Source organism: Ruegeria sp. B11 (assembly GCF_056539785.1).
The window spans coordinates 339,194-358,822 of record NZ_JBQFVO010000002.1; the positions used below are offsets into that span (position 1 = coordinate 339,194).

General features: G+C 54.9%; 18 protein-coding genes. 8 read left to right on the top strand and 10 right to left on the bottom strand.

Going from position 1 to position 19,629, the window contains the following annotated elements; translation table 11 throughout:
• Position 1: 1 nt before the first annotated feature.
• From ACR0I1_RS09330 to ACR0I1_RS09340, 3 genes are read right to left on the bottom strand one after another with little or no spacing between them, the layout of a single operon-like run.
• On the bottom strand, positions 2–1,606 hold the full coding sequence (locus ACR0I1_RS09330) for a 5-guanidino-2-oxopentanoate decarboxylase (protein WP_480706084.1): 1,605 nt from the start codon (positions 1,604–1,606) through the stop codon (positions 2–4).
• Positions 1,603–2,787 (bottom strand): pyridoxal phosphate-dependent aminotransferase, encoded by a 1,185-nt coding sequence (locus ACR0I1_RS09335; protein WP_480706086.1) that lies wholly within the window; start codon positions 2,785–2,787, stop codon positions 1,603–1,605. The genes ACR0I1_RS09330 and ACR0I1_RS09335 overlap by 4 nt, the downstream gene beginning before the upstream one ends.
• Positions 2,784–3,440 carry a TetR/AcrR family transcriptional regulator gene (locus ACR0I1_RS09340; RefSeq protein WP_480706088.1) on the bottom strand — a complete coding sequence of 219 codons (657 nt, stop codon included), beginning with the start codon at positions 3,438–3,440 and terminating at the stop codon, positions 2,784–2,786. Before ACR0I1_RS09340 ends, ACR0I1_RS09335 begins: the two co-directional genes overlap by 4 nt.
• A 77-nt stretch (positions 3,441–3,517) precedes the next feature.
• Here ACR0I1_RS09340 and ACR0I1_RS09345 point away from each other — a divergent pair, with 77 nt between their 5' ends.
• Genes ACR0I1_RS09345 through ACR0I1_RS09360 form a run of 4 tightly spaced genes read left to right on the top strand, consistent with a single transcriptional unit; the run spans position 3,518 to position 6,677 of the window.
• Positions 3,518–4,315, top strand: coding sequence for an ABC transporter ATP-binding protein (locus ACR0I1_RS09345; protein WP_480706090.1), 798 nt, complete (start codon positions 3,518–3,520; stop codon positions 4,313–4,315).
• Positions 4,316–4,356: 41 nt separating this feature from the next.
• The gene (locus tag ACR0I1_RS09350) at positions 4,357–5,121 is read left to right on the top strand and encodes a transporter substrate-binding domain-containing protein (protein ID WP_170394204.1); all 765 of its coding nucleotides are present in this window, start codon (positions 4,357–4,359) and stop codon (positions 5,119–5,121) included.
• A 9-nt stretch (positions 5,122–5,130) separates the two neighbouring features.
• Positions 5,131–5,883, top strand: coding sequence for an ABC transporter permease (locus ACR0I1_RS09355; RefSeq protein WP_480706092.1), 753 nt, complete (start codon positions 5,131–5,133; stop codon positions 5,881–5,883).
• Positions 5,880–6,677, top strand: a complete 798-nt coding sequence (locus ACR0I1_RS09360; protein ID WP_170625582.1) for an ABC transporter permease — start codon at positions 5,880–5,882, stop codon at positions 6,675–6,677. The genes ACR0I1_RS09355 and ACR0I1_RS09360 overlap by 4 nt, the downstream gene beginning before the upstream one ends.
• 182 nt (positions 6,678–6,859) lie before the next feature.
• Here ACR0I1_RS09360 and ACR0I1_RS09365 read toward each other — a convergent pair whose 3' ends face one another.
• The 5 genes from ACR0I1_RS09365 to ACR0I1_RS09385 all read right to left on the bottom strand — a co-directional run bounded on the left by ACR0I1_RS09365 (position 6,860) and on the right by ACR0I1_RS09385 (position 11,456).
• Entirely contained in the window at positions 6,860–7,846 is a 987-nt protein-coding gene (locus tag ACR0I1_RS09365) for a zinc-dependent alcohol dehydrogenase family protein (RefSeq protein WP_480706094.1), read from the bottom strand.
• Positions 7,847–7,929: 83 nt separating this feature from the next.
• Complete coding sequence (locus ACR0I1_RS09370; protein WP_170596288.1) at positions 7,930–8,775, bottom strand: enoyl-CoA hydratase/isomerase family protein; 846 nt, start codon at positions 8,773–8,775, stop codon at positions 7,930–7,932.
• A 91-nt stretch (positions 8,776–8,866) separates the two neighbouring features.
• Complete coding sequence (locus ACR0I1_RS09375) at positions 8,867–9,655, bottom strand: SDR family NAD(P)-dependent oxidoreductase (RefSeq protein ID WP_223118530.1); 789 nt, start codon at positions 9,653–9,655, stop codon at positions 8,867–8,869.
• A gap of 12 nt (positions 9,656–9,667) precedes the next feature.
• Entirely contained in the window at positions 9,668–10,633 is a 966-nt protein-coding gene (locus tag ACR0I1_RS09380) for an LLM class oxidoreductase (protein ID WP_480706096.1), read from the bottom strand.
• Between the two features lie 13 nt (positions 10,634–10,646).
• Positions 10,647–11,456, bottom strand: a complete 810-nt coding sequence (locus ACR0I1_RS09385) for a CmcJ/NvfI family oxidoreductase (RefSeq protein WP_480706098.1) — start codon at positions 11,454–11,456, stop codon at positions 10,647–10,649.
• 74 nt (positions 11,457–11,530) lie between these two features.
• Between ACR0I1_RS09385 and ACR0I1_RS09390 the strand changes: the two genes are divergently transcribed.
• Positions 11,531–12,442, top strand: coding sequence for a LysR family transcriptional regulator (locus tag ACR0I1_RS09390; RefSeq protein ID WP_480706100.1), 912 nt, complete (start codon positions 11,531–11,533; stop codon positions 12,440–12,442).
• A 571-nt stretch (positions 12,443–13,013) separates the two neighbouring features.
• On the opposite strand, the gene ACR0I1_RS09395 is transcribed toward ACR0I1_RS09390, so the two are convergent.
• Positions 13,014–15,386 (bottom strand): 1-deoxy-D-xylulose-5-phosphate synthase N-terminal domain-containing protein, encoded by a 2,373-nt coding sequence (locus ACR0I1_RS09395; protein ID WP_480706102.1) that lies wholly within the window; start codon positions 15,384–15,386, stop codon positions 13,014–13,016.
• A 14-nt stretch (positions 15,387–15,400) separates the two neighbouring features.
• Positions 15,401–16,600: a methionine gamma-lyase gene (locus ACR0I1_RS09400; RefSeq protein ID WP_480706104.1), complete on the bottom strand. Its 1,200-nt coding sequence runs from the start codon at positions 16,598–16,600 to the stop codon at positions 15,401–15,403.
• A gap of 115 nt (positions 16,601–16,715) precedes the next feature.
• Here ACR0I1_RS09400 and ACR0I1_RS09405 point away from each other — a divergent pair, with 115 nt between their 5' ends.
• The 3 genes from ACR0I1_RS09405 (at position 16,716) to ACR0I1_RS09415 (ending at position 19,540) form a co-directional block, all read left to right on the top strand.
• Complete coding sequence (locus ACR0I1_RS09405) at positions 16,716–17,171, top strand: Lrp/AsnC family transcriptional regulator (RefSeq protein ID WP_480706106.1); 456 nt, start codon at positions 16,716–16,718, stop codon at positions 17,169–17,171.
• A 170-nt stretch (positions 17,172–17,341) separates the two neighbouring features.
• Entirely contained in the window at positions 17,342–17,713 is a 372-nt protein-coding gene (locus ACR0I1_RS09410) for a helix-turn-helix domain-containing protein (protein ID WP_480577267.1), read from the top strand.
• 957 nt (positions 17,714–18,670) lie between these two features.
• Positions 18,671–19,540: a LysR family transcriptional regulator gene (locus ACR0I1_RS09415; RefSeq protein ID WP_480706108.1), complete on the top strand. Its 870-nt coding sequence runs from the start codon at positions 18,671–18,673 to the stop codon at positions 19,538–19,540.
• The last annotated feature ends 89 nt before the right edge of the window (positions 19,541–19,629 follow it).

Here is a 19,629-nt window from a genome sequence, read left to right on the forward strand (position 1 = left end):
TTCAATCTTTCTGAGGTTCACATTTCGGAGCGATGACTTCGATCATTGCAGGCCCATCTAAAGCGACAGTTTCGCGCAACGCCTGCGCGACGGCCTGTGGTTCGGCCGGAACCTTGGTGAATGGAATGCCAAAAGACTTGGCTGATGCAGAAAAATTCGGGGGCGAAGGATCACAACCTATGACGGTCACACCCACATCCCGCATCGACGCGGCAATTTCCTGGTATCCATGATTGTTCCAGATCACGAAGGTGACCGGCAGGTTTTCATCTGCTGCGGCCATGATTTCAGGCAATGAAAACTGTGCACCTCCATCGCCGACAATGCAGATCGCCCTTGCAGTCGGATCGGCGATTGACGCGCCGATGGCAGCGGGTATCCCGTAGCCGAGCGCGCCATATCCCGTTGCTGCGTTGAACCAACCTCCGGCCCGGTCGTGGTCGTAGAAAAGATTGCCGGCATAAATTGGTTGGGTTGAGTCTCCGACCATCAATGCATTCGGAACTGCCGAGCGAATAGCGTTCAGGATTTCGACCTGATGGCGATAGCCCGGACCAATTTCCTCCCAGGCGGCGCGGCGTGTTTTGCTGGCGCGTTCGGCACCGTCGTCTTGCTTTGCCTCATTGGACAATGCCCCAAACAGCGCCGGTACAACCAAATTAACGTCACCTTGAATGGTTAGCGCTGCCTCATGTCGCGCCAGTTGATCGCTGCAGCGATCCACCCGGATCAGGCCTGACCTTCCTGCTATTTGCTCGGTGGCGTACATGTCATAGTCGGTTGGCCCCAATTCGGTTCCCAAAGCCAGAACGCAATCAGCGCTTTCTATCAGCTCGCGTACTGCTTTGAGGCTCGGGCTGGCAGGAACGGTCAGTGGATGTCCGTGCATCATGCCCCGTGCGTTGACGGTTTGCACGACGGGGGCATCGAGGGTTTCAGCCAATGTCTGTAAATCGGTTTCAGCTTGTTTCGCGCCACCGCCCGCCAGAATGACAACTCGATTTGCTTTAGCCAGTTGCCTTGCCGCTTGTGAGATTAAATCTGGATTGACCGGGGGTGCTGGATCGAGCGTCTCGACTGGTGTTTTTTGATATTTTTCTGCTGCTACATCCAACGGGACCTCTATATGCACCGGCCCTGGGCGACCGTTGGTAAGGTCGTGAAAAACACGGTCCAAGACCGGGTCTAGAGCGTTGGAGTCGGGAACTTGTTCTGACACCAACGCAACTGTTCTGGCCAGCCCCAGTTGGTCTGGCAATTCATGCAGATGTCCTAAGCCCTTGCCAAGCGAAGCGGTTTTATTGACACCAGAGACCACCAACATCGGAATTGAATCAGCGCGCGCCTGCGCCATCGGTGTCAAGGTGTTGGTCAATCCGGGGCCGGTGATCACAAAGGTCACACCCGGTTTCCCCGAAACACGCGCGTAGCCATCAGCCATGAAACCAGCACCCTGTTCATGCCTGGGCGTGATATGACGAATGCCCGAAGCCGCAAGACCGCGGTAAAGTTCGACCGTGTGAACGCCCGGAATTCCGAAGACGCAGGTCACATCTCTTTGGCGAAGCTTGGCAACCAAAGCTTCACCGATTGTCATTCCGCTCATGCAACCTCGCGTGATTTGCTGTTGGCGTGATCAATGATGCGAGAAACCGCTGTGGCAAAATCGGCGTCACTAATCGTCAGCGCGACCCGGACCCAGTCTTTCAGACCGTCGCCAAAGGCGGACCCTGGCATGACAGCCACCCCGGCCTGCAACAGATCCCACGCATAAGCTTCGCCATCAAACCCGGTGGCAGAAACGTTGATGAGGGCGAACATTCCCGCCTCTGGGCGATGAACCGTCAGATCCGTTTCTGCTTCAAGACGATCAGCCAGCAGGGTGGCGCGGCCAGAGAAACGAGCGGCCATGCCGGGCGCAACCTCGGACCCGTCGCGGATTGCCTTTTCGGTCATGTCCGCGATGAAGGGCTGATTGCCAAAGAGCATTGTTTCGGAATACGGCAGCAGCGCTTCACAAAACGCTGCTGGTCCGACACACCAACCGCTACGAAACCCTGGGGCAGCATGTGATTTCGAGATGGATGATACACCTATGACACGATCCGCCAGTTTCGGGTCAGCCAATGGTGAAGCAAATTCGGCCTCGTCAAAGATCAGTTCTTCATAGACCTCGTCCGAGATGATCCATAAATCGTGCGCCATGGCGAGCTGCCCGATTTCGGCAATTTCCGTGGTAGTCAGAATTGCACCTGTCGGGTTGTGTGGCGTTGTCAGAAGAATGGCGCGGCTGCGTGGAGTGATGCGTGCAGCAATATCTTCGGCTTGCATGCGAAACCCTTGCTCTGGCCGAAGCGGCACAGGCACGATATCCGCCCCGGATGCGCGCACGACTCCTTCGTATGTCGCGTACATCGGGTCACCAACCAAAACTTCGTCTCCGGCCTCTGCAATCCCGGACATCACTGCGAAAAGGGCGGTTTGCGTCCCGGGAAAGCACAAAAAGTTCTCGGGTCCGAAGGGCCGCCCACGAGAGGCTGAATAGCGAGAAGCAAGCGCGTCAAGCAGTCCGGCTTCACCGCGCCCGTTGGAATACCCTGTCCGTTGTGCCCGCAAGGAGGTTACGGTGGCTTCTACCAATGCGGCTGGCACGGGCACATCCGGTTCTCCAATCGTCATTTCGACGATATCCACTCCGGCTTTGATAAGGTCACGTGCTTTCAGGTGCACACCCCATTTGGCACCACCCAACCCCGCTAAACGCTCAGTCACAGATGTTGTCTTCATGGCTGCTCCGCCTCTTTGTTTAATGGTATCCCCAGGATGGCGCTCACGGAGTCCAAGCCGATCCGCGCCAGTTGCCCTTCGGAAAACGCGTCCGGAAGCGCACCGCCTTCCATCCAAAGGCCGTCGATTACCGCGTTGCAAGCAATGGCCAGTTGCGTTGCCTCCGTTGCAGCAACTGAACGTCCGGTTTCCAGCAATGCGGCGACGATCAGCTCCTCGAGGTGACCCCGGAAATAGTTATAGGTCTGCTGGTGAATGCGCTGCATTTTTGAATCATGTTGCACCTTGTTCAGAAAGCTGGCCCACAACGCCACGGCGCTTGGATCAACGATTGGTGGTCGTAGCGACGCGTCAACGAAGTTGGTCAACTGAGATACCGCGCTTCCCATTCCTGACGAAGCTGCTGTCTGATCGGTTAGCGTATTCATGTGGTGCTCATACGCCGCCTGAACCAACTCTTCTTTTGAAGAGAAATAATGACGGATCAACCCTTGGGTCACGTTCGCGCGGGCTGCAATCTCACGCACCGTGGCACCGCGGACGCCCATCTCGGCGATCAGGTCCAAAGTCGCCAATATCAGCGCCTCGCGCCGAAACTCAGCAGACTCACGTTTAAATTTGCGGCTGTCGTCCTGCACGTCAGTGTCATCCATGGCATGGAGTTATTATACACTTGCATAATTGCGAGATTCGAGGCTTACTGCAAGCTGAAATCAGAAGATTGTTGGATATGGACACAGCCGAAGCAGCATCACCCACACTCGAAGCCACTGCGTCCGTTGAGGCGATAAAGATTGAGGACCTGCACAAATCCTTTGGTGCGCTAGAGGTCCTGAAGGGTGTTTCCCTGACTGCCAACAAGGGGGACGTTGTCGCAATCATCGGGGGATCAGGTTCGGGCAAATCCACCATGCTGCGCTGCATCAACTTCTTGGAAACGCCGAGTTCGGGAAAAATCACCATTGGCGGTGAATTGGTTGAAATGCACGCCGATGGCAGTCCCGCGAACCGCCGCCAGATCGAGCGTATCCGAACGCGGCTGGCAATGGTTTTTCAGCAGTTCAATCTGTGGACTCATCGCACGCTTTTGGAGAACGTGATTGAAGTGCCGATACATGTCCTCAAGGTGCCAAAGGCAGAGGCTATCTCGCGGGCGCACGACCTGTTGAAAAGGGTAGGGCTTGGTGACAAGGCCGACACCTTTCCGGCCTATCTATCTGGCGGTCAGCAACAACGCGCCGCCATTGCCCGTGCGCTTGCCGTAGATCCTTCGGTGATGCTTTTCGATGAGCCCACATCGGCGCTGGACCCCGAGTTGGTCGGCGAAGTTTTGAACGTGATCCGTGATCTCGCTGGTGAAGGACGCACCATGCTGCTCGTCACCCATGAAATGAAATTTGCGCGCGAAGTTGCCAGCCACGTTGTCTATCTTTTCGAAGGCCGCATTGAAGAGCAGGGGCCACCTGCCGAGGTCTTCGGTAATCCAAAATCAGAGCGGTTGAAGCAGTTCCTCAGCTCGGTCGCCTGATCCAGTCAAAACAAACTAATGAACCAAAAGGGAGTAACAAAATGAACCTTAAGAAACTGCTTGCGTCCGGAGTTGCCGCCGCCATCCTTTCAGTTGGTGTCGCCAGTGCCGAAGAGGTCAAGATCGGTATCGCGGCTGAACCTTATCCACCATTCGCTTCGCTTGACAGCTCAGGCAACTGGGTTGGATGGGAGATCGATGTTATCAATGCTGTCTGTGCCGCTGCTGAACTGGACTGTGTTATAACGCCTGTAGCCTGGGATGGTATCATCCCATCGCTGACCGGGCAGCAAATCGACGCCATCATGGCCTCTATGTCGATCACCGAGGAGCGGCTGAAAACCATTGATTTCAGCGATCCTTACTACAACACACCCGCTGTAATCGTTGCGGACAAATCGATGGATATCGAAGCGACACCCGAGTCGCTGGCGGGTAAAGTTGTCGGCATTCAGGCTTCGACCATCCACCAGGCCTATGCGCAGGAATATTTTAAGGATGCTGAGCTGCGGGTTTATCAGACACAGGATGAGGCCAATCAGGACCTGTTCGCAGGCCGTATTGATGCAACTCAAGCAGACAGCATCGCAATGGCCGACTTTGTAAACTCGGATGCGGGCGCTTGCTGTGAAATTAAAGGCGCCGTTGCAGATGATCCCGCTATTCTGGGACGCGGCGTTGGGGCTGGCGTGCGCAAAGGGCAAGATGACCTGCGTGAGGCGCTGAACAAAGGCATCGCCGCAATACTTGCCGATGGCACGCACGAGAAGATCACATCGAACTATTTCTCGGCCAGCATTTACTAAGCCGCTGCCGTGAACGGACTGTTGGAATCACTTGGATTGGCGCAGAGCGCAGAGCTTTTGTCGCTCTCGCCGCCGGGATGGGGGGCCAATCTGCTGCGCGGATTGGCCCACTCATTGCAGATCGCTTTCGGCGCTTATGCCCTCGGTCTCGTGATCGGATTGTTCGGAGCTTATGGCAAACTCTATGGCGGGAAGGTCACGCGCGATCTTCTCGCCATCTACACGACGGTGATCCGGGCTGTGCCCGAGCTGGTCCTGATCCTGATCCTGTATTACGTCGGATCTGACATCATAAACAAAATCTCCGCCGCAATGGGCGGGGGTCGGGTTGAGGTCAGTGGTGTTGGCGCAGGCATATGGGTGCTGGGTATTGTCCAGGGTGCTTACGCGACCGAGATTTTGCGCGGCGCAATTCAGGCGGTTCCGCCCGGTCAGATCGAAGCCGCCAAATCCTACGGTATGCCCGCCTTCATGACCATGCGCCGCGTGACAATCCCGGCCATGATGAGCTTCGCCGTGCCAGGTCTTGCCAACCTGTGGCTGATTGCAACCAAAGATACCGCGTTGCTCGCTGTTGTGGGTTTCAACGAGCTGACACTGGAAACCCGCCAGGCTGCAAGCAGTACACGCGCCTATTTTACTTTCTTTCTGGCAGCGGGATTTCTTTATCTCATGGTAACGCTATGTTCGGGCGGCATCTTCGCTCGGATTGAGAAATGGGCGCGTCGCGGCCAACCCTCTCTGAAGGGAGGGGGCAGATGATTGATTTCAGATCGTTGATGCAACCACATCGCATTGTGATGATGCTGATATTCGCTGGAATCGTTGTCTGGTGCGCCGTCTCTCTTCAGTGGGACTGGATCCCGAAATATGCGCCGCTCGCCCTTCAGGGCATTTGGACGACAATCTGGCTGTTGGTGGTCACCGTAGTTTTGGGTTTCCTACTCGCCGTTCCTCTTGGATTGGCACAGGCGGTTGGGCCTTGGTATCTTGCCGCCCCGGCCAAGGCATTTTGCACTATCATCCGTGGCACACCGCTGCTGCTGCAACTCTGGTTATTGTATTATGGGCTTGGGTCTTTGTTTCCGCAGTTCCCCTGGATACGCTCTTCCGAGTTGTGGCCCTATTTGCGACAGGCCTGGCCATATGCAGTACTGGCGCTGACGTTGTCCTATGCCGGCTACGAAGGAGAGGTGATGCGCGGTGCCTTCAAAGGGGTCGCCAAGGGCCAGCTTGAGGCAGCCAAGGCATTTGGCATGCCACGTTTCACCATGTTTCGCCGTATCTGGTTGCCGCAGGCTATCCGCAACGTCCTGCCGACATTGGGCGGTGAAACCATATTGCAGCTCAAAGCAACTCCATTGGTTGCGACGATCACTGTCGTCGACATTTACGCCGTGTCTTCACGTGTGCGCTCCGACACTTTCATTATTTACGAGCCGCTCATCCTGTTGGCCGTATTCTATATTCTCGTCGCGGGCGTGATCGCATTTGGTTTCCACTGGCTGGAAGTAAAGGTTCTTGGGACTGGAAACCGCAATGGCGGTATCAGTTAATATCGCCAGCAGCGGAGGGGATCCATGTGCTGCGTCAGCTCCGACCAGTGCTTTGAGTTCATAGCAATCTGAGCTGCAACTTGGATACAGCTTGGCTGAGTACTGACGGTCGATATCAATATCAGGCCATACTGGAATGGTGCGCAATTATATCTCTACGCACCAATCCCGACCGGTTCCGTTCACAGCTCTACAACAACTTTTCCGACCGCCGCTCCGTTTGTCAGGTGCTCATAGGCTGCATCGACATTGGTCCACCCAAACCTCTGTTCGTCAACAATTGGTTTGAGTTGGCCCGCATCCGCCATTTCCGCCAGAGTTTTCAAGATGTCACCATGGGATTGACGCCCGACATCATGCATCATCGGGATCAGCATGAAGACGACGTGCAGAGACAAACCTTTGAAATGCACAGGTGTCAGATCAATCTCGACCATCGCGACGGTTGAGGCGACTTGGCCATTGAGCTTGGCCGCTTCGAACGAGTTCGTCATGTTAGGCCCACCCACGCTATCAAACACCACATCGAAGCCCACGCCATCAGTGTGTTCGGCCACGTAGTCCTCGACCTTTTGGGTTGTGAAATCCAACGCGCGCGCACCGAGACCCTCGATCAGGGCTAACTGATCTGCTCCGCGACCTGTTGCCGAAACGGTTGCGCCAAAGTGGCGCGCAACTTGAACGGCAACATGACCAACGCCACCAGCACCGCCTTGAACCAGAACGGTCTGCCCTTCGCCGACACCGGCGCGCGTCAATCCTTCGTAGGCGGTGATGCCCACGAGAGGCAGCGCCGCGGCTTCTCGCATGCTCAGCGTCTTGGGTTTGTGTGCAATCAGGCGGGCATCCGCATTGATGTACTCGGCTAGCGAACCAGGGAGGTCCATCAAACCACCGGCGCAGCCATACACCTCATCGCCTATGGAAAAACCTGTAACACCTTCGCCAACGGCTGTGATTGTGCCAGCAAAATCCATGCCAAGGACCGCGGGCAAATTGGGGGTCAGAGGTAGATCCGCGCCCATGCTTCGGATCATTGTATCGACGGTATTGACGCTGGTCGCGGCCACTTTGACGACTACATGCCCAGACGTTGCGACCGGTTCGAGCATTTCTACAAGCTCGAACGGTGCATCGGGTCCGTAGTCGTTCAGAACCATTGCTTTCATTGGGATATTCCTTTTTTTGACGAAGTGTCAGGCGCGGCATTGAACAGCGCACGCCTGACGTGATCATTGTGTTGGAGGACGGATCAGTTGATATCCTGAACCTGCATAACCAGATCGCCCCACTTGCGCTGGTTTTCGATGTCGTGTTCCAGACCCTGTTCATCCGCGATGGTGAACCGTTTGACCGCCGGGGTTTTGCTTGTGGCCTGATACAGCCAATAGGCTTCGGCCTTCAGCGCTTCATCAATTGGTTTGTCAATGGATTCATAGACCATCTGCTTGCAGGCATTGATCGACTCTGCCGGGAATTTTGCGATCCGCTCGGCGAGCGCTGTCACATACGGGCCAATCTCATCTGGCTCCAAAGCCTTGTTTATGGTGCCCAGACGTTCTGCATCATCCGCATCGTAGTCTTGTGCGCTCAGGATGATCTCAAGCGCTTTTCCAAGGCCGGTTTGACGTGCCATGCGCGAAGCACCGCCGCCGCAAGGCAGGATGCCCATTCCAACTTCCATCTGCATGAACTTGTACTTACCCCGCGCCGCAAATCGCATGTCGAGCGCCAACGCCAACTCGTGTCCGCCACCACGTGCGAACCCTTCCAGCTTTGCGATGGTGGCTTGTGGCACCTTGCTGATCCGCTCGCAGACCGATTGAAGGTCCAAAAGCTGTGCGTCCTCGCGGGATACGGCCTCAGTCGACATATCCTTGAGCAGCTCGGTATCGTAGTGGCAGACCCAGATTTCCGGGTTGGCGGATTGAAAGATCACGACCTTGGTTTCGCGGTCTCGCTCTAGCCGCATGGCCAGACTGTTGAGGTCGGCCAGCATTTCCTGGCCTTGCACGTTTACGGTGCCAAAGTTGAATGTGACTGTTGCGATGCCGTTTTCAACAGCAACGTCAAAGGTTTGAAAGCTCTCATATTTCATCAGACAGTCCTTTCTTGGGCCTCGACGCGGCACGCGCGAGGGGTAAGGGAGGTTAAAGTTGGAAGCGCGTCTGGATTTAGCGCAGCGCGGGTCAGTTGGTCTGGTTAATCAAACCTCTGATCGAGTTCATGACGTCGGCAACATGTGCTTTGTCTAGTGCTGCGGCATGTGGATTCGCGAAGGCACCGCTGTCATTGTCAAAATAGGCACCTGACGCATCAGCGAACCGATCACCCAATGCTGCGTCAATCAGGATATCAGCGCCGATGTTCATATCGTTCCCGGCTAGGCCGAATCCTTCTTTCACCATCTTTGAGGCCAACAGCGATCCCGGATTTACCGCGACCATGACGGGTGCATCGGGCAGAGATTTGGCCCATTCCCGGGTCCAGATGGTGATCGCCAGCTTGCTTTGCGCATAAGCCTCCATATCAGCCAGCGGAACACTGCCCTCCAGTGCATTTATATTCACCGGGGCCTGCGCTGCCGATGACAGGTTCACGACGCGCCCGTCGGCGGGAATGATGGGCATCAGCAATTCTGTGAGCAAATAGGGTGCGAGTGTGTTGACGACAAAGCGGATGTCCTGCCCATTCGCAAGCACAGTTTGCGGAGCTTTCAGCACACCTGCATTGTTGATTAACACGTCCAGTTTGTCATGTTTGGCCTTTACGCTTTCAGCCAGTTCTCGCACTGCGGACAGATCGCTCAAATCAGCGGTATAAGTTTCGACATAGCCGCCGACGTCGGTGGCAGCGCTGTCCAATTTGGAGGTACTGCGTCCATGCAGAAGTACTTTGTGTCCATCGGCGGCCAGCTTCTTTGCCGTGAGCAAACCAATGCCGTCGGTTGAACCTGTAATGAGTATAGTCTTGGTCATTGATCTGATCCTTTAGGAAAAGTCGGGCAGTACGGTATCCGCCAGGTGTTCGAGCGTTGTATCGATGGGCGCTTGATTGAACCGTAGGTTCAGTGCAACGTGATTGACCCCAAGCGTTTCTATTTCACGTAGATAGCTACGCAGGAAATCGGTGCCAGACTGAAACCCAAGATGGATCGGGCGCGGTGGTGCGGCGTGATCGGCAACGACATCGATATACAGGGATTGCATGACAGGCTTGTCTGGCTGGCCCGCTTCCTTCCCGCGCCTCCGATAGTCCGCAATAACCTGCCTTTGAGCAGTCGCATTGCGCGGATAGGTCATCCAACCATCGCCGTTCTGCGCCACCCAATCGGGGGATTGCTGGCTACCACCCGTAATAATCATCGGCAGGCGGGTCCCATGCGGCTTTGGCAGCAGGTCAATCCCGCCAGACAGCGTACCCTGCGCACTTTCACGCTCGGGATAGTCCAATCCAACGGCGCGGATGTAGTCAAAGCTGTCGCGGAAACGTGCCCCGCGGTCATCATAGCTCTGGTTCATAGCCGGATACTCCTCAGGCCGGTCCCCGGAGGCTACACCCAAGAGCAACCGTCCGCCCGAGAGCACATCCGCGCTCGCCGCCGCCTTGGCTACATGAGCGGGGTGACGCAATGGCAGGATCACGCTCGCCGTTCCAAGGGCAATTCGGTCCGTCACCGCAGCAAGCGCACCCAGATAGACAAATGGATCGAAAATCTGTCCTGCATCACCAAAGCTTGGAACGTTGAATGGCACGTCGCGCAGCCAAAGTGATGCAAACCCGAGGTTCTCCGCTTTCCGAGCCGCTTCCAGATGATCCCGAAGCGTCGGCTCTGCACCGACTGCATATGCTTCGAGCGGCAACACAAGGCCAACGCTTAGCCGTCCCGGTCGAAATACCTGGTTATAGGCCACGTTGATTTGGGCAAAATCAGCAGGCTGCATTTTATCCAACATGTCCGGCTCTCCTTTAATAGCGCACCAATGTGCGGCTCTCGATGCTTTTGCGAATGGTGTTGACGTTTGAATCTTCGACCATATCAAGCGCACTATGCGCGATCGACGGAGCACCTTGATTGTCATAGATGTTGAAGATCGCGACCTCATCCGGCGTCATCTTCGATTGATAAATCCATTCATGCCTGGGGTTTCCTACCAGCCCCATTATTTGCCCATTGCGGTCGGGATAGATCAGGTCCAGTAAGATCCAGTCAGACGGTTCAACTGATGACGGGCGAACAAAGCCCAGGGGTGCTGAGTTGATAGGATGATTCACAGGGCGCCACACATTAATAAAAGCATAGTGACCGCGCGCCCACTCCGCTGCGGCCTCGGCACCCAAAAGATCGACAAGCCGCTGTTCGGCTCCGTCCTTGCTATAGTCACTGTGGACGTTGCGCGCGGGTTTGCGCGTCGCTCCTGGGTCATCTATCCGAACCGTGTGATCAAAAACCACAACCTCGCGCGCACCTAACTTGTTCGAGAGCATTGCCGTTAGCTCCGCATCGTATGTCGGTTTCCAGACCTCGCCGGTAAAATCTTGTATCTGCGTTTCCAGCAGCGCGAACTCAACAGCATCAGACGCGAATGTAACTGTGTTGCTCGTGGTGCGGGCATCTGTCAATGCAACAGCCGTGCTGGCCAGTTCGGGCGAAATCAAATTACCAGCAATCCCGCCTGCATCTAGTTCAAAGGCTTGCCGCCAGGGCTTGTGAACGTGGTAGTTGACAGTGGCTGTCCGCGTCATCTGCGTCTCCTTCCCATGCCGAATTGCATCCATGAAGGGGATTTAACGCTAATCTATTTGCGTATAAACTGCCCATTCATGGATTGATAATTCGGGTTTTCGATATAATGGGGCTTGATACAGACGCGCTGAGATTGTTTGTAGCGGCGGCAGAAAGGCTGAACATCAGTGCGGCGGGGCGCGCTTTGGGCATGGCTCCAGCTGTCTCGAGCGCAAAGCTTGCCAAGTTGGAGCAAAGCCTGGGTTCCGAACTGTTACATCGCACAACGCGCAAGGTGTCGCTGTCTGTTGAAGGTGCCGATTTCCTGCCCTTCGCCCGAGAGATTATTGCGCAGGAAGAGGCGGCACTTACGGCGTTGGGCAAACAAACAGCGACCATCCGCGGTACATTGCGCTTCGCTGCGCCCAGCACCTTTGCTCAGCTCTACATTGCTCCAATCCTGCCGAAATTTCTTCAACAGCACCCCGATCTGACGCTCGATTTGCGCCTGTCGGATATGCAGTTCGATCTTATCGAGGGGAGTTACGATCTTGCACTAAGAAATGCGCCGCTTGTCGACACCAGCCTGAAAGGCCGAAAATTGGCTGATGACCGACGCATACTGTGCGCCGCGCCGCACTATCTTGACACATACGGCACACCCAAAACACCTGCCGATCTGAAAAGCCACCACCTGATCGCTTTCCAAAATCGCCAATTGCGCACGCTAACGGGTAAGGCAGGTGAGAAAACCGCATTTGACCCAGCGATGGCTAAGGGTCAATTGATCATAGACGACGGCCAAAGCCAGGTCTGCGCCACTCTGGCCGGCGCCGGAATATCCCTGAACGCACTGTGGAGCGTGTATGATCACCTGAAATCGGGCCGGTTGATGCAAATTCTGCCAGATTTTGAGGCTACGGAAGACAATGTACTATGGCTTATCTATCCCAAGTCCAACGTATTATCCCCCAAAGTTCGGGTATTCATGGATTTTCTGATCGCAGAGATTGGCTCAAATCCACCTTGGGAAACATGATCCCAATATTGGTCAAGCGCGCCTTAAGACATCACGGCACTAGTTTCGAGAAATGCACGGGCAGGGCATGCCTTGTACAATAGCAATAGCAAGGTTTGCCCAGCGGTTAATGAGTTCGCGTGAACGCGGCCAACGCGCTTGTAGCGAGTGACATGAACGACGAGCTGCATCGGAGCATCTTGACGGTTTGCCCAAGACTGGTTCAGGTCATTTTATTGAAAATTCGAAATAGCAGAAATTCAAACCGCCGCAGGCAACATTAGTTAGTAGAAAGGTAATATCCACTGTCAAAACGCAATACACCGTTGCATTTGACACTTGATTTTATTGGTCGGAGTGAGAGGATTCGAACCTCCGACCCCTGCCTCCCGAAGACCGGTGCAGAGGGCCAAGTTATTGATTTTTAGTCAAAGGAGCCCTGTTTTCCGGGCGTTATCGCCAATCAAACCAGCCAAGTTCAGGTTCGGCAGGTTCATTGAACCTAAGAGCACTGTCTACATGGTCCGCTAGTTTTCTTGGTCTATGCTCAGTGCTAGTTTGTTCTCTACATTATTGCCCAGGTCCAGCCCAATTATGCACGGTGAAGAGCCCTGCCATGGGTCAGCCCATTCACTTTCTCCAGAATAGCGTCTGCGTCAATGCAGTGGTGGCGATATAGATCGCCGATTGTTCCGGTCTGACCAAAATGCTCGACGCCCATGGGAATAGTCTGATGTCCAAGCACTGCCCCGAGCCAGGATAGAGTTGCAGGATGACCATCGATAACGGTGACAAGCTTGCAGTGTGGCGGAAGGTCGGACATCAGGGTTTCGATGTGAGAGCGTGCCGCTCGATTACCACGCGAACGTGCTCGTTGAGCGGCGGTCCATCCGGCATTCAGGCGATCTGCCGATGTCACGGCCAACACACCAATGTCGCGACGGCCTTCGCCAATCATACCGGCGGCCTTAATTGCCTCCGGCGCGACTGCTCCTTGATAGGCAATTACAACTTCGCAATTGGGCCCGGGTTTTCGTAGCCAATAGGCCCCATCGATGGCGCCATGGCGGAACTCATCGTCGACACGTTTGCCGGGCTGTTCAATCGGGTTGGTGGTCAGGCGCAGGTAAACAGACCCTCCAGTTTCATCGCGCAGCCATGTGCGTTCGTCGGGCTGTCCTTCGCCGTCGCGCTGCATGTAATCAAAGGCCCACTCCATGATCACTGCCAATTCGTCGGCAAAGGCGGGTTCGAAAGCGGCCAGCCCGTCTTGGCTCATCCCGATCAGCGTTGTTCCAACGGATTGGTGCGCTCCACCTTCGGGGGCCAATGTAACGCCCGATGGTGTGCCAACCAGCATGAAGCGCGCGTCCTGATAACAGGCGTAATTCAGCGCATCGAGGCCGCGGCTGACAAATGGATCATAGACGGTGCCAATTGGGATCAGCCGCTTACCGAACAGGGAATGCGACAGGCCCGCCGCTCCCAGAAGCAACATGAGGTTCATTTCGGCGATACCAAGCTCGATATGCTGCCCTTCGGGCGTGAATTCCCATTTCGCCGTCGAAGGGATCCGGTGTTCTATGAAGGCGTCGGATTGTTCGGATCGGGCAAATAGCTTGCGCCTGTTCACCCAAAGACCAAGGCTTGTCGTGCCTGTCACATCTGGGGAGGTCGTCACTATGCGTTCGGCCATTGGGCCGTCGCCTTTGGACAGATCGTCAAGGATCTTGCCAAACGCCATCTGGGTCGAGATTTCGCGGCTGGTGTCGATTTCGATTGGCGGCACTTCCAGCTTGCCATCAAAATAGCGGCGCGGACCCTTGGCAAAGAAAGGCGTATTTGCAAGGAAATCCTTGAGCTTTTCTGGGTCCTGCACTGTTGCAAGCGGCTCCCATTCTTCGCCCTTCGGCACACCCATATGCGACTGCCACGCGGCAAACTGGCTATTGTTCATCAGCCCGCCGTGATTGTCCTTGTGGCCCGCAATGGGGGTGCCCCATCCTTTGACGGTGTAGGCTAGGAAGCACGTTGGGCGATCATGATCGATGGCGGCAAATGTCTGGGCCATGGTCTCGACGCAGTTGCCGCCGAGATTCTCCATCAGGGCCGCGAGCTCCGCGTCCGTGCGCCGTTCGATCAGAGCGGTCACATCTCCCTGATCCCCCAGATCGTCCAAGAGGCGCTGCCGCCAATTCGCGCCACCCATGAAAGTCAAAGCGGAGTAGTCCTGGTTTGGACACGCATCGATCCAGTCACGCAGGCGGTTGCCGCCGGGCTCTTCAAAGGCCGCGCGTTGCAGAACCCCATATTTGACACGCACGACATCCCAGCTGAACGCATCGAAGATTTTCTCGATCCGTTCGAACAGCCCTTCCCGGACGATACCGTCCAGTGACTGTCGGTTGTAATCGATGATCCACCACGTGTTTCGCAGGTCGTTCTTCCAGCCTTCCTGCAACGCCTCGTAAACGTTGCCTTCGTCCAGTTCGGCATCGCCCACGAGGGCCACCATACGTCCCATTGGGGCGTCTGAGCCCCAGCTTTTGACCCTGATGTAATCCTGAATGATCGAGGCAAACGAGGTGATCGCGACACCCAGACCCACTGACCCGGTCGAGAAATCAACATCGTCGATATCCTTGGTCCGGCTGGGATAACTTTGCACACCCCCGAACCCGCGAAAATTCTCCATCTTCTCGCGCGTTTGATTGCCCATGAGATATTGCATCGCGTGAAAAACTGGCGAGGCATGGGGTTTGACTGCAACCCGGTCTTCTGGACGCAAGGCCGAGAAATAGAGCGCGGTCATAATCGACACCATCGAAGCAGACGAAGCCTGATGGCCACCGATCTTGATCCCATCCACCTTTGGTCGGACATGGTTGGCATGGTGGATCATCCAATGAGACAACCACAGCAGGCGCTGTTCGACGATCTTCAGTTGGGTGGGATCAATGTGCATGGCGGTCTCCGGGTTCAGGCGGCGCTGCGAGCAGGGTAGGGCAAAGCCTGTTCTAGGTCTGCAAGGATATCTTCGACATCCTCCAGCCCGACGGACAGGCGGATCAGGCCATCGCTGATCCCATGCTCGGCCCGCTCTTCTGGGGTATACGTCGAATGCGTCATAGATGCAGGGTGCTGGATCAGTGTTTCCGCGTCGCCCAAGGACACAGCGCGCTGAATCATGTTCAGGCGGTTCATGAACTCAATCCCACCGGACAGGCCGGAGTTAATTTCAAATGCAATCATAGCGCCGGGTTGGGACATCTGGCGCTGTGCGACATCATGCTGGGCGAAACTCTCAAGACCGGGGAAATAAACCTCACCGACGGCGGGGTGCGCTTCGAGGAATTCCGCGGCGACCTTGGCGGACGCACAGTGACGATCCAGACGTAGGTTTAGTGTTTTCAGCCCTCGCAGGATCAACATTGCGTTGAAAGGAGCCATCACTGCACCTGTCATGTCCTTCATCCCAACAAGGCGGATTTCAGCAATCTGTTCGGCAGTTCCGACAACCAGACCGGCGACAACATCGCCATGTCCGCCCAGGTATTTGGTAGCGGAGTGCAGAACGATATCTGCACCATGCTCGATCGGGCGGGTCAGATACGGGCTGGCATAAGTGTTGTCGACGACAACCGTCGCACCGACCGAATGCGCAATCTCTGCGCTGGCGGCGATGTCCACCAAGCGCATGTTCGGATTGGCCGGTGTTTCGAAATAGACAACGCGGGTTTTGTCAGAAACGGCCGCTTTCAAGTTCTCAGGATCTGTCATGTCGACATGCGTGATCGTAACACCCCATTTCGCCAAACCGTGGCGCATGAAGGCGAAGGTGCAGCCATAGAGCGTTTTGTCCACGATAACTTCGTCACCTGGCGACAGCAGCGTCCAGAGCACTGCCGTGATCGCCCCCATGCCGCTTGATAGAGCTAACCCGGCCTCGGCCCTCTCAAGCACGGCAATGCGTTGTTCAAGAAGGTCGCATGTGGGGTTCGAAATGCGGCTGTAGATATGACCTTCACGCTCGCCGGCGAACATCTCTCCACCAGCCTCTGCGGTTTCAAAGGTAAACGTGGACGTCAAATGCAGCGGTGGTGTCAGCGCACCATCATTTTCCAGTGGGTAGTAAGCGTGGTGAATGGCGCGGGTGGCAAATCCGGTTGAACGAGTCATTGCAAGCTCCTGAATCATGTTGGAGCCAGTTTGCGCCTTTACTTTGAGCTAATGGTTGCTAAATATGCCAACTTGATCGGCGATATTGGCATATTCTGCCAAGAAAGAGGGTGAAATGGACGCTAAGGATAGGCAGATTATTCGAGCGCTGCAGCGGGACGGGCGCATGACGAACCAGGATCTTGCCGACGAAGTGAACCTGTCTCCCTCACCGTGTTTGCGTCGGGTCAAAAACCTTGAAGCCAACGGAGTGATAAAGGGATACAGCGCCGACGTTGACGCTGCCGCGTATGGGATGGCCATTACCGTCTTCGTTCGTATCCGGTTAGAGCGACACAATAAAACGGACGTTCAGAACTTCGAAAAGCGTGTTCGGATGATTGATGAAGTTCTTGAATGCCACGTGTTGACCGGGGCGATGGACTATCAGTTGCGGGTTTTGGTATCGGATCTCGAGGCCTACGAGGAATTTATTCGTCACCGAATTCATCCGATCGGTGGGATAGCTTCGATCGATACCAGCTTTGTCTATGGAACAGTGAAAAAGACCGCTGTTTTTCCGCCCGGATAGATGGGCCGAGTTAGAATGAGTCGTTGCCAATCGGCTAAACATTTTAGTTGATTGATTTTTTCCCTCCGCAATTTCCCATTCTCACCGTCGCTATATCAAAGACATGCAGCGCGTGCTGCATCACTTATGAGAGGATAGCGATGATAAACAAACCGTATGGAGACACCCGGATGGCGAAGTATGTCGAACGGAGGGTGCTCGAACTGAAACCTACCAAGAGCCAAGCCGAGATCGCGGCGCAGGTGGGATACGTCAACCCGAACATGATCACGATGATCAAGCAGGGTGGTTCCAAGGTAGCATTGGATCGCGTCCCGGCTTTGGCGAAAGCTCTGGAATGCGACGCTGCCTACCTTATGCGCCTCGCAATTGAGCAGTCGATCGGCCTGACTGCAGCCGAGGCAGTCGTCGAGGTGTTCGGAGAACCTATCACGTCGAATGAACTTGGCTGGCTGAAAGCAATACGCAAGGCCTCCAACAACACCGATCCTCGGCTGACCAGCCGGTCAGAGACGGCGATCAAGACTATCTTCGGGAGGTAGGAGCCATGTATGACCAGAAAGATGTCCTGACATTGAATGAGCGCGCCTGGTTGCGGTTCCTGCGCGACGTGAGCAACGGCAGAGATCCTGAACCTACCTTACAGAGAGTGCAGCTATTGAGGCGCCTTTGTCGACCTCACAAAGAAAAATGGAATGGGTTTCCGAGATTGCGGCGAGGAATGGCTGGTGAACCCTGCCTCGCCGGGTCCCTCGCTGATTGAACTGAGGCTGCACAAGGTTGACAAAGGTTTACATTCGCCTTCCCGGGATCGACGGAATGTAAACCTTTCGACCTAAAAACACCTCAAATCAGGCCAAAAGGTTTACACTAAGTTTACATTAAGTTGACAAATCTGGACCGGAATCAGGTTTTTCAGACCAAAATGTAAACTACTGAACCAGACAAACCCATAAAAACAACGGTTCTCAGAAAACACATATCCGAAAACAGGCCAGAAAAGCGCGCACAGCGACGAAACACAGACCAGACTGCCCACACACATAAGTGAACGGACGTAACTCAGGCCTGCTCACAACGCTCCTGAGAGATAACCACATTGAGAGCGTAAGCACAGGTCTATGCCAGGCAGTGTATTGAGCTACTCCGGAGAGAAGAAACCGACGATTGCTAATAGTGGGGGATTAGTCGTGAATAGTGAGCTGCACCGTATAGAGGCTGACTGTGCCTAGATATGCCAAGTAGTGCTATGTCCGTCCTAAAAGCTGGTAATCTAATAGGGAGGCTGGTGACGGGAGATTGTAGGGAGGAGCTCTCAGAACCGAAAACTGTTCCCGAGCTCAAGTTCACAGGTGTGATGGATGCTCCGCAAACAGAATTGAACTGGATCAGCTCGACCTGAAAGAATGTGAGTTTGGGCATGTCGTAGACCCGATCTATCGCGTAACACATCAAAAGCAGCTTTTTCGAAGGGTGATAACTTGGACAAACTGTCAGTCATGCAAGCTTTTCGCCGTATCGTTGAACGCGGCAGCTTTGCCCGTGCGGCGGAAGACCTTGGTGTTTCTCCTGCGCTTCTCAGCAGAGAAATCAAGCTTCTGGAAGAAAGTCTGGGAACCGTCCTCCTCACCAGAACGACCCGATCTATGTCACTGACTGACACCGGCAGTCTCTATTACCAAGATGCAATTGGAATACTCGACGCTGTCGAAAAAACGGAACAGACCATCAGGGAAGGTGCAAAAGCGATGCGTGGGCACCTTCGGGTGAATGCGTCAAGTTCCTTCGGCCAAACCGTTATCGCACCGATGCTTCCAGAGTTCTTGGAAACCTATCCCGATCTGCGATTTACTCTTTCGATGGACGACAAGGTGATCGATATGGTCGAGGGCGGGTTCGATCTATCGATACGTATCCGTGCTGCCATGCCGGATTCGGCACTTGTTGCCCGACGGATCGGCGTGATGCGGCAAAGAATATTTGCGTCTCCTGACTATTTGGAGCGATGCGGGACGCCGACCCAGCCGGCGGATCTGAAAAACCACGCAATCATCGGCTTTTTGCTTGCTGATCATTTGACGAGCTGGAAGCTCTCGGCTGCCAACTGCGTCACATCATTGGAACTTGATCCGCGTGTGAGGGTTGGTAACAGCCTCGTTTTGCGTGATCTGCTGATAGCCGGGCAAGGCATCGGAACTCTGCCCGAGTTCGTTTCTGATGCTCCTGAAGCTAGCGGGGCCTTGGTGAGAGTTCTTCCTGACCACGAACTGCCCGCGCCGGAAGTATTCGCCGTTACTGCATCTCGCTTGGGAATGGATGCAAAGGTCACAGCCTTTCTTGATCATCTGCGTCTGGCTCTCAGGTCCTGACATTATTCAATACAGGTAAAGAGTGATGTCAAAGAGCGCGACTTAATTGGCGGCGCAACAAATTCCATTCTCTCAGGGAACAAGTCACA

What these genes read in the sequence shown, in the direction of transcription:
- ACR0I1_RS09330 (WP_480706084.1), bottom strand. Translation starts at nt 1,606, where the DNA reads ATGAGCGGAATGACAATCGGTGAAGCTTTGGTTGCCAAGCTTCGCCAA.
- ACR0I1_RS09335 (WP_480706086.1), bottom strand. Translation starts at nt 2,787, where the DNA reads ATGAAGACAACATCTGTGACTGAGCGTTTAGCGGGGTTGGGTGGTGCC.
- ACR0I1_RS09340 (WP_480706088.1), bottom strand. Translation starts at nt 3,440, where the DNA reads ATGGATGACACTGACGTGCAGGACGACAGCCGCAAATTTAAACGTGAG.
- ACR0I1_RS09345 (WP_480706090.1), top strand. Translation starts at nt 3,518, where the DNA reads ATGGACACAGCCGAAGCAGCATCACCCACACTCGAAGCCACTGCGTCC.
- ACR0I1_RS09350 (WP_170394204.1), top strand. Translation starts at nt 4,357, where the DNA reads ATGAACCTTAAGAAACTGCTTGCGTCCGGAGTTGCCGCCGCCATCCTT.
- ACR0I1_RS09360 (WP_170625582.1), top strand. Translation starts at nt 5,880, where the DNA reads ATGATTGATTTCAGATCGTTGATGCAACCACATCGCATTGTGATGATG.
- ACR0I1_RS09365 (WP_480706094.1), bottom strand. Translation starts at nt 7,846, where the DNA reads ATGAAAGCAATGGTTCTGAACGACTACGGACCCGATGCACCGTTCGAG.
- ACR0I1_RS09370 (WP_170596288.1), bottom strand. Translation starts at nt 8,775, where the DNA reads ATGAAATATGAGAGCTTTCAAACCTTTGACGTTGCTGTTGAAAACGGC.
- ACR0I1_RS09375 (WP_223118530.1), bottom strand. Translation starts at nt 9,655, where the DNA reads ATGACCAAGACTATACTCATTACAGGTTCAACCGACGGCATTGGTTTG.
- ACR0I1_RS09380 (WP_480706096.1), bottom strand. Translation starts at nt 10,633, where the DNA reads ATGTTGGATAAAATGCAGCCTGCTGATTTTGCCCAAATCAACGTGGCC.
- ACR0I1_RS09385 (WP_480706098.1), bottom strand. Translation starts at nt 11,456, where the DNA reads ATGGATGCAATTCGGCATGGGAAGGAGACGCAGATGACGCGGACAGCC.
- ACR0I1_RS09390 (WP_480706100.1), top strand. Translation starts at nt 11,531, where the DNA reads ATGGGGCTTGATACAGACGCGCTGAGATTGTTTGTAGCGGCGGCAGAA.
- ACR0I1_RS09395 (WP_480706102.1), bottom strand. Translation starts at nt 15,386, where the DNA reads ATGCACATTGATCCCACCCAACTGAAGATCGTCGAACAGCGCCTGCTG.
- ACR0I1_RS09400 (WP_480706104.1), bottom strand. Translation starts at nt 16,600, where the DNA reads ATGACTCGTTCAACCGGATTTGCCACCCGCGCCATTCACCACGCTTAC.
- ACR0I1_RS09405 (WP_480706106.1), top strand. Translation starts at nt 16,716, where the DNA reads ATGGACGCTAAGGATAGGCAGATTATTCGAGCGCTGCAGCGGGACGGG.
- ACR0I1_RS09410 (WP_480577267.1), top strand. Translation starts at nt 17,342, where the DNA reads ATGGCGAAGTATGTCGAACGGAGGGTGCTCGAACTGAAACCTACCAAG.
- ACR0I1_RS09415 (WP_480706108.1), top strand. Translation starts at nt 18,671, where the DNA reads ATGCAAGCTTTTCGCCGTATCGTTGAACGCGGCAGCTTTGCCCGTGCG.